This window comes from Nocardioides sp. SYSU D00038 (genome assembly GCF_016924665.1).
Taxonomy (GTDB): Bacteria; Actinomycetota; Actinomycetes; order Propionibacteriales; family Nocardioidaceae; genus Nocardioides.
Genome location: NZ_JAFFJT010000014.1, coordinates 225127 through 239889, shown reverse-complemented (window position 1 = coordinate 239889; position 14763 = coordinate 225127). Strand labels below are relative to the sequence as shown.

Annotated in this window: 13 protein-coding genes; 7 read left to right on the top strand and 6 right to left on the bottom strand. The window is 73.7% G+C overall.

All coding sequences use genetic code 11. The annotated features are described in order from the left end of the window. Positions 1-6: 6 nt before the first annotated feature. A complete protein-coding gene (locus JT721_RS08090; RefSeq protein WP_205472439.1) occupies positions 7-1074 on the bottom strand; it encodes a spore photoproduct lyase family protein in 1068 nt (355 codons plus the stop codon). A 73-nt stretch (positions 1075-1147) separates the two neighbouring features. Between JT721_RS08090 and JT721_RS08085 the strand changes: the two genes are divergently transcribed. Continuing rightward, complete coding sequence (locus tag JT721_RS08085; protein ID WP_205472438.1) at positions 1148-1735, top strand: GNAT family N-acetyltransferase; 588 nt, start codon at positions 1148-1150, stop codon at positions 1733-1735. 823 nt (positions 1736-2558) lie between these two features. Here the strand turns inward: JT721_RS08085 and JT721_RS08080 are convergent. From JT721_RS08080 to JT721_RS08065, 4 genes are read right to left on the bottom strand one after another with little or no spacing between them, the layout of a single operon-like run. After that, a complete protein-coding gene (locus JT721_RS08080; RefSeq protein WP_205472437.1) occupies positions 2559-3548 on the bottom strand; it encodes an acyl-CoA dehydrogenase family protein in 990 nt (329 codons plus the stop codon). After that, entirely contained in the window at positions 3548-4486 is a 939-nt protein-coding gene (locus JT721_RS08075; RefSeq protein WP_205472436.1) for an acyl-CoA dehydrogenase family protein, read from the bottom strand. Before JT721_RS08075 ends, JT721_RS08080 begins: the two co-directional genes overlap by 1 nt. Continuing rightward, positions 4483-5745 (bottom strand): acyl-CoA dehydrogenase family protein, encoded by a 1263-nt coding sequence (locus tag JT721_RS08070; protein ID WP_205472435.1) that lies wholly within the window; start codon positions 5743-5745, stop codon positions 4483-4485. Before JT721_RS08070 ends, JT721_RS08075 begins: the two co-directional genes overlap by 4 nt. A 3-nt stretch (positions 5746-5748) precedes the next feature. Next, entirely contained in the window at positions 5749-7275 is a 1527-nt protein-coding gene (locus tag JT721_RS08065) for a FadD3 family acyl-CoA ligase (RefSeq protein WP_205472434.1), read from the bottom strand. A gap of 49 nt (positions 7276-7324) precedes the next feature. Between JT721_RS08065 and JT721_RS08060 the strand changes: the two genes are divergently transcribed. From JT721_RS08060 to JT721_RS08045, 4 genes are read left to right on the top strand one after another with little or no spacing between them, the layout of a single operon-like run. Then, a complete protein-coding gene (locus tag JT721_RS08060; RefSeq protein WP_205472433.1) occupies positions 7325-8521 on the top strand; it encodes an acyl-CoA dehydrogenase family protein in 1197 nt (398 codons plus the stop codon). After that, a complete protein-coding gene (locus JT721_RS08055) occupies positions 8522-9325 on the top strand; it encodes an SDR family oxidoreductase (RefSeq protein ID WP_205472432.1) in 804 nt (267 codons plus the stop codon). Between the two features lie 17 nt (positions 9326-9342). Next, on the top strand, positions 9343-10059 hold the full coding sequence (locus JT721_RS08050; RefSeq protein ID WP_205472431.1) for a TetR family transcriptional regulator: 717 nt from the start codon (positions 9343-9345) through the stop codon (positions 10057-10059). Between the two features lies 1 nt (position 10060). After that, a complete protein-coding gene (locus JT721_RS08045; RefSeq protein ID WP_205472430.1) occupies positions 10061-11224 on the top strand; it encodes an acetyl-CoA C-acetyltransferase in 1164 nt (387 codons plus the stop codon). Positions 11225-11372: 148 nt separating this feature from the next. On the opposite strand, the gene JT721_RS08040 is transcribed toward JT721_RS08045, so the two are convergent. Further along, positions 11373-12335: a YafY family protein gene (locus JT721_RS08040; RefSeq protein WP_205472429.1), complete on the bottom strand. Its 963-nt coding sequence runs from the start codon at positions 12333-12335 to the stop codon at positions 11373-11375. Between the two features lie 62 nt (positions 12336-12397). On the opposite strand from JT721_RS08040, the gene JT721_RS08035 reads away from it, so the two are divergent. Next, positions 12398-13510, top strand: coding sequence for an epoxide hydrolase family protein (locus tag JT721_RS08035; RefSeq protein ID WP_205472428.1), 1113 nt, complete (start codon positions 12398-12400; stop codon positions 13508-13510). A gap of 246 nt (positions 13511-13756) precedes the next feature. Beyond that, positions 13757-14752 carry a GNAT family N-acetyltransferase gene (locus tag JT721_RS08030; RefSeq protein WP_205472427.1) on the top strand — a complete coding sequence of 332 codons (996 nt, stop codon included), beginning with the start codon at positions 13757-13759 and terminating at the stop codon, positions 14750-14752. The last annotated feature ends 11 nt before the right edge of the window (positions 14753-14763 follow it).

Sequence of the window (14763 nt, the reverse complement as noted above, 5' to 3'; positions counted from 1 at the left end):
CCCGGGTCAGAACGCGTAGCGCACCCGGCACTCCGGGAGCTTCTCGGCCACCAGGCCGGTGAGCTGGTCGACCCAGCGCCGCTTCCAGGCGGCCCGGTAACGGACGTTGTCCTGGCCGCTCTGGCTGCGCTTCGCCTCCTGGAGGTCGGGGCGCCACAGCCACTCCTCGCCGCGGGGGTGCCAGCCGAGGTTGACCTCGTGGAGGCCCTGGTTGTGGGTGAGGAAGATGATCTCGCAGGCGAGCTGGCGCCGGGCGGCCGGGCCGACGCCGTCGGCGACCTGGTCGAGGAGCTCGGACCACTCCTCGTACCAGCCCTCGTGGACGACGACGGGGGAGAAGTTGAGGTGCACCTCGTAGCCCGCGGCCACGAAGTCGTCGACGGCCGAGATCCGCTCCGCCACCCGCGACGTGCGCAGGTCGAGGCTCTTGGCCATCCGGTCGGGCATCAGCGAGAAGCGCACCCGGGTGCCGCCGCGCGGGTCCCAGTGGAGCAGGTCGCGGTTGACGTGCTTGGTGGCGAAGCTGGCCTTGGCCCCGTCGAGGCGGGCGAACAGGTCGACGAGGTCGCGCACGTTGTCGCTGACCCGCGCGTCGACCGAGCAGTCGCCGTTCTCGCCGATGTCGTAGACCCAGTCGACGGGGTCGCACTGGTTGGGCGTGGTCTTCGGGCCCTGCCGGCCGGCGTGGCGCTCGAGGTAGCCGAGCACCTGCTCGATGTTGACGAAGACGGTGATCGGGTTGGCGTAGCCCTTGCGGCGCGGGACGTAGCAGTAGCTGCACGCCATCGCGCAACCGTTGGACGTCGAGGGGCCGATGAAGTCGGCCGAGCGCCCGTTGGGACGCGCTTGCAGGCTCTTCTTGCTGCCCAGCACCAGCACGGTCTGCTTGGTGCGCACCCAGTCGTCGACGCTGCCGGGGTTGCCGTAGAGGCCGGGGATGTCCTGGTGGGAGGGCACCACGACGCGCTCGGCGTCGGGGAACCGCGCCAGCACCTCCGCCCCGCGCGGCCGGTCGGGCACGTCGGGCTCGTGGAAGATGGTGCGGACGTCGAGGATGCGCTGCAGGGTCGCCATGGCTGCCTCCACGCTAGGGGCGGCCACCGACAGCCGGTGCCGGGTGGGGATGGTTGCTGGCAGCATCGACCGCGTGGAGATCGTGACCGCCGACCGCGCCCCGTGGGACGACCTCGCCGCGGTGTTCGGCACCCGCGGCACCGGCGCCCGCTGCTGGTGCCAGCGCTACAAGCTGGCCCCCCGCGAGACGTTCGCCGGCACACCGGCCGAGGAGCGGGCCTGGCGGCTGCGCGAGCAGGCCGGTTGCGACGATCCCGGCTCCCCGAGCAGCGGCCTGGTGGCCTACGACGACGACGGCACCCCGGTCGGCTGGTGTGCGGTCGAGCCGCGGCCGGCGTACACCGGGCTGGTGCGCGTCGGCAAGGTGCCGTGGGAGGGCCGCGACGAGGACCGTACCGACGCGTCGGTGTGGGCGGTCACCTGCCTGTTCGTCCGCGCCGGCCACCGCCGCCGCGGCACCAGCCGGGCGCTGGCCGTCGCCGCGGTCGGCCACGCGCGAACGACGGGTGCCCGTGCGCTCGAGGCGTACCCGATCACCACGACCTCGGTCATCGCTGAGGAGCTCCACGTCGGCACCGTGCCGACCTTCGAGGCCGCCGGCCTCGAGGTCGTGCACCGCCCCACCCCGCGCCGGGTCGTGATGCGGATCGAGCTGGGGTAGTGCGAGCCGGTCTCAGGAGCGCCGGACCCTGCCGGACACGAACCTGAACACCAGATCCCCGTAGGCGGGACGCCGGACCGTGATGACCGGACCGTGACGACCAGGCGCACCCGCTCGCCACGGTGGCCCGCGGGGCGGCGGTGAGTGACCCGCCGTCCGACCTGCTCGAACCGGGGCCTGGTCACCGCCGCCCCGTCGACTCGCACGGCAGCGGTGTGTCAGCCGCCGTCCGACCGGCCCGGACCGGGACCTGGTCAGCGCCGCCCCGCCGGCCCGCACGGCAGCGGTGTGTCAGCCGCCGTTCGACCGACTCGAACCGGGGCCTGGTCACCGCCGCCCCGCCGACCCGCACGGCAGCGGTGAGTGAGCCGCCTTCCGGGCGACTCGAACCGGGGCCTGGTCACCGCCGCCCCGCCGACCCGCACGGCGGCGGTGGGTCAGCCGCCGTCCGACCGACTCGAACCGGGGCCTGGTCACCGCCGCCCCGCCGACCCGCACGGCAGCGGTGGGTCAGCCGCCTTCCGGGCGACTCGAACCGGGGCCTGGTCACCGCCGCCCCGCCGACCCGCACGGCAGCGGTGGGTCAGCCACCGTCCGACCGACCCGGACCGGGGCCTGGTCACCGCCGCCCCGCCGACTCGCACGGCAGCGGTGAGTGAGCCGCCGTCCGACCACCTCGGACCGGGGCCTGGTCACCGCCGCCTCGCCGACCGGCACGGCAGCGGTGGGTCAGCCCCGTCCGTGATCCCCGAGCCGGCGCTTGTCGACGCCCGTGCGCGCCGACCCGGCGTCAACCAGCGCCGGGTCGGCGACGACCGACCGGCTACAGCTGAACCCGGGCGCGGTGCTCGTGAGCGGCACCGAAGAGCTGACCGAGCGCGTGGGCGCGCTTGAAGACCAGCTGGGCGTCGTGCTCCCAGGTGATCGCGATGCCGCCGTGGAGCTGGACGGTCTCGGCGGCGAGCTGGGCCAGGGCGTCGGAGCAGTAGGACTTGGCGACCGAGGTGAGGTGGGCGGCGTCGTCGGCGCCCACCGAGACGGCGTACGCCGCCGCCCAGCTCGCGGAGCGGCACATCTCGGCGAGCACCAGCATGTCGGCCATCCGGTGCTTGAGCGCCTGGAACGAGCCGATCGGCCGCCCGAACTGCACCCGCTCCTTGCTGTAGGCCACCGTCATCTCCAGGGCCCGCGCCGCCAGCCCGGTCTGGAGCACCGCGACGCCGGCGGCGCCGACCAGGGCGGCGCGCTCGCGCGCGGGGGCGGCCTCGCCGATCCGGCGGGTCGGCGACGACGTGACCGACGCCAGGCGGATCGTCTGGTCCATGGTCGGGGTCCAGGCACGGGTCGCCTCGGCCGGATCGACCTCGAACAGGCCGTCGTCGGTGGCCACGACCAGCACCGTCGCGCGGTCGCCGTCGAGCACGTGCGTGGCCTCGACCCCGTCGGCGAACGCCCCGACCTCACCGGCCCCCAGGCGGGGGAGCAGCCGGGCGCGGGCGTCGTCGTCCGCACCGGCGAGCAGGGCCTCGGCGGTCACCAGCGACGCCAGCAGCGGGCTGGGCGCGAGCGAGCGCCCGAGCTCCTCCAGCGCGACGTAGGACTCGAAGAGGGTGAAGCCGGCGCCGCCGAGCTCCTCCGGCACCGCGAGGGCCGCCACGCCGATCTGCTCGCACAGCGTGCGCCACAGCTCCTGGTCGTGCCCCTGCTCCGAGACCGCCGCGGCGCGGACCGCGGCGCTGTCGGCCCGCTTGGCGAGCAGCGACCGCACGGTCGCGGCCAGCTCCTGCTGCTCCTCCGACAGCGCGAAGTCCATCAGGCCCCCACGAGCGACTCGAGCAGCCGGCCGCGGTGCAGCGCGGGCGTGCCCCACGCGGTCACCAGCGCGCGCACCTTGGTGACCCAGACGCTGAGGTCGAACTCCTGGGTGTAGCCGATCGCACCGTGCACCTGCAGGCCGGTGCGCGAGGCGCGGTACGCGGCGTCGCCGCAGGCGACCTTCGCCGCGCCGGCCGGCACCTCGCCGAGCGCGGCGCCCAGCAGCAGCGGGCGGGCGAAGTCGAGCCCGATCCGCACGTCGGCGAGCGCGTGCTTGATCGCCTGGTAGGAACCGATCTCGCGGCCGAACTGCTTGCGCTGCTTGACGTAGGTCACCGAGTCGGCGAGCAGCCGCTCACCAGCGCCGAGCAGCTGGGCGGCGGTCGCGAGGGCAGCGGAGTCGAACGCCGCGTCGAGCGGCGCCGGCGACCCGTCGCCGTCCACCCCGGACACCTCGAACAGCCGCCGGGTCCGGTCGACCGACACCTTCCCGGTGCCGACCGCACCGCCGACCAGCCCGGTGGCCGTTGCGAGGTAGACGTGGTCGGCGACGTCGGCGTCGAGCGCCAGCGGCGCGTGCGGGGGTGCCGCCACGGTGCCGACGGCGCCCTCGGCCAGCGCAGCCAGGGTCTCGGTGTCGGTCAGCGCCACCGGCAGGTACGCCGCCGACTCGACCCACGGGCCGGGCACGCCGTGCCGGCCCAGCAGCTCGAAGGCGATCACCAGCTCCACGCGGCTCGCGCCCAGGCCCCCGACGTCCTCGGGGACCAGCAGCGCGTTGACGCCCTGCTCGGCCAGCCGCGACCACAGCCGCAGCCCCGGCTCGGTGTCGCCCTCGGCCCAGGCCCGCGCCACCGCCACCGTGTCGGACGCCGACAGCAGCCCGTCGACCGCGGCTGCGAAGTCGCGCTGGTCGCTCGTCGGCTCGAACCTCATCGGGCCACCCCCTTCGGCTCGCCCTGCTTGCTGCTCGCCTTCGGCTCGCCCTGCTTGCTGCTCGCCTTCGGCTCGCCCTGCTTGCTGCTCGCCTTCGGCTCGCCCTGCTTGCTGCTCGCCTTCGGCTCGCGGGGCAGCCCCAGGATCCGCTCCGCCACGATGTTGCGCTGGATCTCGTTGGTGCCGGCGTAGATCGGCCCCGACAGCGAGAACGTGTAGCCGTCGAGCCACCGCGACTCCAGCTCGGCCGTCGGGCCGAGCAGGTCGAGCGCGGTCTCGTGGAGCGCGATGTCGAGCTCCGACCACCACACCTTGTTCACCGAGCCGGCCGCCCCCATCTCGCCGCCGTCGGCGAGCCGGGTCACGGTGCCCCAGGTGTAGAGGCGGTAGGCCTGCGCCTTGAGCCAGGCGTCGACGACGCCGTCGGCCGCCGTCGGCACCGCGTCGCCGTGCTCGCGCCAGAGCTCGACCAGCCGGTCGGCCGCCGCGCAGAACCGGCCGGGGGAGCGCAGCGAGAGCCCGCGCTCGTTGCCCGCGGTCGACATCGCGACCCGCCACCCGTCGCCGGGGGCGCCGAGCACGTCGCGGTCGGGCACGAAGACGTCCTCGAAGAACACCTCGGCGAAGCCCGCCTCGCCGTCGAGCTGGGCGATCGGGCGCACCGTCACGCCGTCGGCGTCGAGCGGGAACAGGAAGTAGGTGAGCCCCTGGTGCCGCTGCGCCTCCGGGTCGGAGCGGAACAGGCCGAACCCCCAGTGGGCGAACGACGCCCGCGACGACCAGGTCTTCTGGCCGTTGAGCACCCAGCCGCCGCGCGCCTCGTCGCGCCGGGCCGTCGAGCGCAGTGAGGCGAGGTCCGAGCCGGCCTCCGGCTCCGACCAGCACTGCGCCCAGACCTGCTCGCCCGTGGCCATCGTAGGCAGGAACCGGTCCTGCTGCTCCTGCGTGCCGTGGTCGAAGATGATCGGCGCCAGCAGGAAGATGCCGTTCTGCGACACCCGACCCGGGGCCCCGGCGCGGTAGTACTCCTCCTCGAAGACCACCCACTCCACCAGTGACGCCTCGCGGCCGGAGTAGGCCCGCGGCCACGACACGACCGACCACCTCGCGTCGGCGAGCCGGCGCTCCCACTCCTGGTGGGCGACCCAGCCCTCCGCGGTGTCCATCGAGGGCAGCGGCTGGGCCGGCACGTTGGCGGCCAGCCACTCCCGCGCCTCGGCCTGGAAGGCCAGCTCCGACTCGGAGAGTTCCAGATCCATGCGTCAGTCCTTCTCGGTTCCTGAGGTGTCGGCCGGAGAGCCTCGAAGGGCCGTCTTCAGCACCTTGCCGGACAGGTTGCGGGGGAGCGCGTCGGTGAGCTCGACCTCGCGCGGCACCTTGAAGTTCGCGAGCCTCTCCCGGGCGAAGGCGATCACCTCGTCGGGTGCCACGGTCGCGCCCGCGGCCGGCACGACGTACGCCCGGCCGACCTCGCCCAGCCGCTCGTCGGGCACCCCGACGACCGCGACGTCGGCGACGCCGTCCATCCGCATCAGCGCCTGCTCGACCTCGGCGGGGTAGACGTTGAAGCCGCCGGAGATGTACATGTCCTTGATCCGGTCGGTGATCCGCAGGTTGCCGTCCGCGTCGAGCTCGCCGACGTCGCCGGTGTGCAGCCAGCCGTCGGCGTCGATCGCCTCCTCGGTGGCCGCGGGGTCGTCGAGGTAGCCGAGCATCACGTGGTCGCCCCGCACCAGCAGCTCACCGGTGCCGGGGTCGGTGCGGATCTCCATGCCGGGGATCGCGCGCCCGCAGGTGGTCGCCACCAGCTCTGCGGGGTCGCCCTCGCGACACATCGTCACGACGACCGCCTCGGTCATCCCGAACGCCGTCACGACCTGGTCGATGCCCAGGCCCTCCGGGGCGGGGGCGCGCATCCGCTCGATCAGCACCACCGGCACGACGGCCGCGCCGGTCACCGCCAGCCGTAGCGACGACAGGTCGCGCCGGTCGCGACCGGGAGCGCCGAGCAGCGACTGGTAGATGGTCGGCGCCCCGGGGAGCACGGTGATCCGCTCCTCCTCGACCAGCCGCATCGTCTCGTCGAGGTCGAAGGTGGCCAGGGGGTAGAGCGTCGCCCCGGTGACCAACCCGGTGACGATGCCGACCTTGTAGCCGAAGGAGTGGAAGAAAGGGTTGACCACCAGGTAGCGGTCGTCGGCGGTCACGCCCCCGAGCCGGCCCCAGACCGCGGCCACGCCCACGGTCTGGCGATGGGCCGACATGGCCCCCTTGGGGCGGCCGGTCGTGCCGGAGGTGAACAGGATATCGGCCACGTCGTCCGGCGAGACCGCGGCGGCCACCGCGTCGATGTCGACGTCACCGGGGGCCAGCCCGTCGAGGTCGCGGCGCAGGTCGAGCACGGTCACGTCGTCGCCGACCCCCGCGGCGCGCAGGTCGGCGGCCTGCGTGCGGCCCAGGAAGCCGTCCTCGAGCAGCACCAGCCGGGCGCCGGTGCGGTGCACCAGGTCGGCGACCTCGTGACCGGTGTAGCGGGAGTTGCAGGGGACCAGGGTCCCGCCGGCGTAGTGGACGGCTAGGGCGGCCACCACCCAGTCGACGCTGTTGGGAGCCCACACGCACACCCGGTCGCCGGGCCCGACGCCGAGGCCGACGTAGCCGGCGGCGACCTGCCGCACCCGGTCGAGGAGCTCGCGGAACGACGTCGCGGCGCCGCCCTCGACGTACGCCGGCCGGTCGCCGTGGCGCTCGGCCGCGGCACGCAGCACGCCGGGGACGGTGCGCTCCATCTCGCCTCCTGGGTGCCCAACCAAGCAGTTGCTTGGTACTGTAGCAAACATGCACCTGGGCTACTCGGCGGCGGACGAGGCGTTCCGCGTCGAGGTCCGTGCCTGGCTCGAGGACCACCTCGCCGGCGAGTGGGGCGCGCTGCGCGGCCTGGGCGGGCCCGGCAAGGACCACGAGGCGGTCGAGGAGCGGCTCGCGTGGAACCGCCACCTCGCCGCGCACGGCTGGACGTGCGTGGGCTGGCCCACCGAGCACGGCGGCCGCGGGCTGAGCCTGTGGCAGCAGGTGATCTTCCACGAGGAGTACGCCCGGTCCGGCGCCCCGGCGCGAGTCAACCACCTCGGCGAGGAGCTGCTCGGCCCGACGCTGATAGCCTTCGGCACCGAGGCCCAGCAGCAGCGCTTCCTGCCGCGGATCCTGGCCGTCGAGGAGCTGTGGGCCCAGGGCTACTCCGAGCCCGGGGCCGGCTCCGACCTCGCCAACGTGCAGACCCGGGCCCGGCTCGAGGGTGACGCGTGGGTGCTCGACGGGCAGAAGGTGTGGACCTCCAACGCCCACTTCTCCCAGTGGCTGTTCGTGGTCGCGCGCAGCGAGCCCGGCTCGCAGCGCCACCGCGGCCTCAGCTTCCTGCTGGTGCCGATCGACCAGGAGGGGGTCGAGGTCCGGCCCATCGAGCAGCTCACCGGCGGCTCGGAGTTCAACGAGGTCTTCCTCACCGGTGCCCGCACCGACGCCGACCTCGTGGTGGGGGAGCCCGGGTCCGGCTGGGGCGTGGCGATGGGGCTGCTCGGCTTCGAGCGCGGCGTCTCGGTGCTCGGCCAGGTGGTCGGCTTCGCCCGCGAGCTCGACGGCGTCGTGGGCCTGGCCCGCGAGCACGGCGCCCTCGACGACCCGGTGCTGCGCGACCGGCTCGCCGCGCTCAAGGTCGAGCTCGAGGTGCTGCGCTTCCAGGCGCTGCGCGGCCTCTCCCAGGTGACCGGCGGCGACGACTCCGCGGCCGGCGGCGGCGCCGGCTCGATCTTCAAGCTCGTCTGGGCCGGCTGGCACCGCCGGCTCGGCGAGGTCGCCATGGACGTGCTGGGCACGGCCGGGCTGACCATCGCCGCGGCGCCGTACGAGCTCGACCCGTGGCAGCGACTCTTCCTCTTCTCCCGCGCCGACACGATCTACGGCGGCAGCGACGAGGTGCAGCGCAACATCCTGGCCGAGCGCGTGCTCGGCCTCCCGCGAGAGCCCAAGGGGGCCTGAGTGACCACCGTCCGACCCGAGCAGCCCGCGCCCGACTACGTGCCCGGCCACGACCTGCTGGCCGGCCGGGTGGTGGTCGTGACGGCCGCCGCCGGTGCCGGCATCGGCGCCGCCGTCGTGCGACGCGCGCTCGAGGAGGGCGCCCGCGCGGTCGTCTTCAGCGACACCCACGAGCGTCGCCTGGCCGAGGCGGAGGGGGCACTGGCCGCGGAGTTCGGTGCCGACCGGGTGCGCCAGCGGGTCTGCGACGTCACCGACGAGGCCCAGGTGGGCGCGCTGCTCGACCTCGCCGACGAGGTTGGCGGCGTCGACGTGATGGTCAACAACGCCGGCCTGGGCGGCACGGCCAGCGTCCTGGAGATGACCGACGAGCAGTGGTCGCGGGTGCTCGACATCACGCTCACCGGCACCTTCCGCTGCGTGCGTGCCGCCGGCCAGCGGATGGCGGCGGCCGGGCGGCGGGGCGTGATCGTCAACAACGCCTCGGTGATCGGCTGGCGCGCCCAGGAGGGCCAAGCGCACTACGCCGCCGCCAAGGCGGGGGTGATGGCGCTGACCCGCTGCGCCGCGATCGATCTCGCGCCCCACGGCATCCGGGTCAACGCGGTCTCGCCCAGTCTCGCGATGCACCCGTTCCTGGCCAAGGTCACCTCCGACGAGCTGCTGGCCGAGCTCAAGCAGCGCGAGGCGTTCGGTCGCGCCGCCGAGCCGTGGGAGGTCGCCAACGTGATGGTGATGCTCGCCAGCGACTACACCTCCTACATGACCGGCGAGGTCGTCGCGGTCAGCAGCCAGCAGGCCTGACCCGGAGACTGGGTGCCATGACCGCCGACGCCGTACCGGCCCACAGCCGGCGCCAGGAGCTGCTGGCCATCGCGGCCCGCCTGTTCGCCGAGAAGGGCTTCAAGAACACCACGGTGCGAGACATCGCCGACGCCGCGGGCATCCTGTCGGGCAGCCTCTACCACCACTTCGACTCCAAGGAGTCGATGGTCGACGAGATCCTGTCCACCTTCCAGGACGAGCTGTTCGCGGCGTACGACGCGGTGCTCGCCAGCGACGTCGACGCGCGGGTGAAGATCGAGCGGTGCGTGCGGCTGTCGTTCGCGGCGATCGACGAGCACCCCCACGAGGTCGCGATCTTCCAGAACGAGGCGGCGTACCTCGGCGGGTTCGACCGGTTCGCCTACCTCGCCGAGCGCAACGCCCAGTCGCGACAGGTGTGGATCACGTTGCTCGACGACGGCGTCCGCGAGGGCGTGCTCGACGCCGACCTCGACATCGAGCTCACCTACCGCTTCATCCGCGACACCGTGTGGGTCGCGGTCCGGTGGTACCGCCCCGGCGGCAAGCTCAGCCACGAGGCGATCGCCTCGCAGTACCTCACGATCCTGCTCGACGGCATCGCCCGTCCCTCGTCCAGACCGACCGCCAGCCCGACCGCCGGCCAGACCGCCAGCCCGACCGCCGGCCAGACCGCCAGCCCGACCGCCAGCCCGACCGCCAGCCCGACCGCCAGCCCGACCCAGGAGTCCTGACATGCCCGAGGCCTACATCGTCGACGCCGTGCGCACCCCGGTCGGCAAGCGCCGCGGCGCGCTCGCCGAGGTCCACTCCGCCGACCTCGCCGCCCACACCCTCTCGGCGCTGGTGCGCCGTACCGGCATCGACCCCGGCGCCGTCGACGACGTGGTGCTCGGCTGCTGCGACACGATCGGGTCGCAGGCCGGCGACGTGGCCCGCACGGCTTGGCTGGTCGCCGGCCTGCCCGACCACGTGCCGGGCGTGACCATCGACCGCCAGTGCGGCTCGTCGCAGCAGGCGGTCCACTTCGCCGCCCAGGGCGTGCTGTCCGGCACCCAGGACCTCGTCGTCGCCGGCGGTGTGCAGAACATGAGCGCGATCCCGATCTCGGCCGCGATGCTCGTGGGCCAGCAGTACGGCTTCTCCACGCCGTTCGCCGAGTCGCCCGGCTGGCAGGCCCGCTACGGCGACCAGGAGGTCAGCCAGTTCCGCTCGGCCGAGATGATCGCCGAGAAGTGGGGGATCAGCCGCGAGGACATGGAGGTCTTCGCGCTGGCTTCGCACGAGCGGGCCCGCACGGCGATCGGCGAGGGCCGGTTCAAGGACGAGGTCGAGCCGGTCACGCTGGCCGACGGCTCGGTGGTCGACACCGACCAGTGCCCGCGCGAGACGTCGCTGGCCACGATGGCCGAGCTCGAGCCGCTCGCCCCCGGCGGCCGGATCACGGCCGCGGTGGCCTCCCAGATCTGCGATGCCTCCTCGGCGCTGCTCGTCGCCTCCGAGCGCGCGGTCGCCGAGCACGGCCTGACCCCGCGAGCCCGGGTGCACCACCTCACTGTCCGCGGCGACGACCCGGTCTGGATGCTCACCGGCCCGATCCGCGCCACCCGCCACGCCCTCGAGCGCACCGGCCTCACCGTCGACGACATCGACCTGTTCGAGTGCAACGAGGCGTTCGCATCGGTGGTGCTGGCCTGGATGCAGGAGCTGGACGTGCCGCACGAGAAGGTCAACGTCAACGGCGGCGGCATCGCGCTCGGCCACCCGATCGGCGCCACCGGCACCCGCCTGATGACCACCCTCCTCAACGAGCTCGAGCGCACCGGCGGCCGCTACGGCCTGCAGACCATGTGCGAGGGCGGCGGCCAGGCCAACGTCACGATCATCGAGCGCCTCTGACGCGCGCTGGTCGAGCAGCGACGAGCCCCAGCGAGGAGCGTCCGTCGAGACCCCCGCACCCGAACGCCCTCCCGTCCCCACCGGAGGGCGTTCGTCCCACCGGGTCTCGACGACGCTCGCTGGCGCTCGCTGCTCGACCAGCGGGCGGCTACGGGACCGCGTTGCGGTAGCGCTCCCCGACGGCGCGGACCTGCTCGACCAGCTCGGGCGGGTCGGTGACGTGGAAGTCGAGGCCGAGCAGGCCGATGTAGACCGCGATCATCTCGACGCTGTCGGCGCCGGTGACCAGCACGCAGTGCCCGTCGTCGACGGTCTCCACGACGCCGACGGCAGGGTTGATCCGGGCCATCACCTCCTCGGCGGGGGCGTCGACCGCGATCCGCGCGTGCACGGTCCAGCCGGCGTGCGCGACCTCGCGCAGCACGAAGGCCGTGTAGTCCTCGCCGGGGAGCGGCCGCGGCGCGAACCGCCGTCCGCCCGGTCGGCGCAGCTCCATCAGGTCGAGGCGGTACGGCGCCCAGGTGTCGGTCGCCGCGTCGCGGCCCACCACCCACCACCGCCGCTGCCAGCTCACCAGGCGGTAGGGCTCGACCTGGTGGCGGGTGACCCGGTCGCCGACGCGCTGGTCGAAGCGCAGCTCCTCGCGGTCGCGCACGGCGGCCGCGACCTCGGCGACCAGGGCCGGGTCGACGACCGGGTCCTCGACGTTGGTGTCGGTGTTCTCCGGGCCGGCGGTGACGGCCTCGCGGACGGCGTCCACCCGCCGGCGGAGGCGATCGGGCAGCACGTGCTCGAGCTTGGCCAGGGCCTGGGCGCTGATCTCCTCGATCCCCGGCATGGCCGTGCCCGACCGCAGGCCGACCACCACCGCGACCGCCTCGTCCTCGTCGAGCAGCAGGGGAGGGAGCCGGCTGCCGACGCCGAGGCGGTAGTGACCGCCCGGGCCACGTACGGCCTCGACCGGGTAGCCGAGCGCGCGCAGCCGGTCGACGTCCTTGCGGACGGTGCGGTCGGTGACGTCGAGGCGTCGGGCCAGCTCGGCCCCGGTCCAGTCGGCGCGCGACTGGAGGAGGCCGAGCAAGGCGAGCAGGCGTGCGGAGGTCTCCAACATGGTCGAAGTTTCCTTGATTTGTAGGAACGAAGTGTTCCTGAACTGCTCCTAGCGTAGCGGTCATGAACACCACCCAGAACGGCGCCACCGCCGACACCTCGATCCGCCCCTTCACCGTCTCCGTGCCCGAGGAGGCCCTGGCCGACCTCCGGGCCCGGCTGGCCAACACCCGCCTCCCGCAGCCGGCCCCCGGCGACTCCTGGGACTACGGCACGCCGACCGGCTACCTGGCCGACATGGTCGAGCGCTGGAAGGCGTTCGACTGGCGCGCCGCCGAGGCCCGGATCAACGCGGTCCCGAACTTCACCACCGAGATCGACGGGCAGACCATCCACTTCGTCCACGTCCGCTCGGCCAACGAGGACGCGACGCCGCTGCTCCTGCTCCACACCTACCCCGGCTCCTTCGCGGAGTTCCTCGACGTCGTCCCGCTGCTCACCGACGACTTCCACCTCGTGGTCCCGTCGATGCCGGGCTTCGGCTTCAGCACCCCGGTCGTCGACGAGGGCTGGACGATGGACCGCGTCGCGCGGACGTACGACGCGCTGATGCGGCGCCTCGGCTACGAGTCCTACGGCGCCCACGGCAGCGACGGGGGCGCGATGGTCGGCCGCGAGCTGGCGGTGCTGAACCCGACGGGATTCCTCGGCGCCCACGTCCTGCAGCTGTTCTCCTTCCCCTCGGGCGACCCGAGCGAGTTCGAGTCGTTCGGGCCCAAGGAGTACGCCGCGCTGGAGTTCATGGGTTGGTTCCAGTCCGTCGGCGGCTACAACTCGATGAACGGCACCCGGCCGCAGACGATCGCTGCGGCGCTGTCGGACTCGCCCGTGGGTCAGCTGGCCTACAACGAGCTGTTCGAGAACTTCGGCAACGGCACCAGCCTGGTCACGCCCGAGCAGGTGCTCACCCAGGTCTCCCTCTACTGGCTGACCAACACCTCCTCGGGCGCCGTCCGCTACCACTACGCCGAGCAGCACCCCCCGCGCGAGACCGTGGTCAGCGAGGGGCGGATCGGGGTCGCGGTCTTCAAGGACGACTTCCAGACCATCCGGCCGCTGGCCGAGCGCGACAACACCAACATCGTGCACTGGACCGAGCACGACCGCGGCGGCCACTTCGCCGCGATGGAGGTGCCCGAGCTGCTCGCCGAGGACCTGCGGGTCTTCTTCGCCTAGCCAGCGCTGGTCGAGGTGCGAGCGAAGCCGAGCCTCGAATCCCTCGCCGGCCGAGAGCCCTCCCGCCCCGCGCGCTGATCGAGGTGCGAGCGGAGCGAGCCTCGAAACCCCCGCACCCGAACGCCCTCCGGTCCCACCGGGGGGCGTTCGGCGTACGGGTCTCGAGGCTCGTCCGAGGCTCCTCGCACCTCGACCAGAGCAGAAATCGGGTGGCACCGGCGGGGCGGACCGGGTGAGGGTGGCGGCGTGAGCGACCTCGAGATCATCGCGTTCGGTCCCGACGACACCGAGCTCCTCGCGCACCACGTCGAGGTCGTCAACACCGTCCGCCGCCACGACGCGCCGTGGACCCGGGAGCGGACGCTGCGCCAGGCCGAGGGGATCTACCGGCACGGGTGGGACGACGACGCCGCGGTGCCGGTGCTGGCCCGCCTCGGCGGTGAGCCGGTGGCGGCCGGGGAGCACGACGTCGGCACGTGGGACAACCGCCACCTGGCCTGGGTGCAGGTGCTCGTGCACCCCGACCACCGCCGGCGGGGGCTGGGGTCGGAGCTGCTGGGCTGGCACGAGGAGCGGGCCCGGGCCGCGGGCTGCACCTCCCTCGGCACCGACGGCTGGGACTCGCCGGCCACCCGCGAGTTCGGTGCCCGGCACGGGCTGGAGGTGCGCTCGGCCGCCGTGCTGCGCCGGCAGCGGCCGGCGGACCTGAGCCCCAGCCGGCTCGACGCGCTCGCCGCCGAGGCGTGGTCGGCGGCCGCCGACTACGAGCTGGTGCACCGCGACGGACCCACCCCCGACGACGAGCTCGCCGCCCTCGCCGAGCTCACCGCCGCCATCAACGACGCGCCCACCGACGACCTCGACATCGAGGACGAGGTCTACACCCCGGAGCGGATCCGGGCCTACGAGCGCGCCTGGGCCGACCGCGGCGACCGGATGTACCGGCTGCTCGCGCGACACCGAGCCACCGGCGAGCTGGCCGGGCAGAGCGTGGTGGTCGTCGACGGCGAGCGCCCCGAGCAGGCCAGCCAGCACGACACCTCCGTCGCGCGGGCCCACCGCGGCCACCGGCTGGGACTGCTGCTCAAGACCGAGATGGTCCGGTGGCTGCGCGAGACCGAGCCGCGCCTGGAGAGCCTCGACACCTGGAACGCCGGGTCCAACGAGCACATGATCGCGGTCAACGAGCGGCTGGGCTACGTCGCCCTCGGCCGCGAGCTGGAGCTGCAGAAGGCGCTCTGAGGCGCCACCCC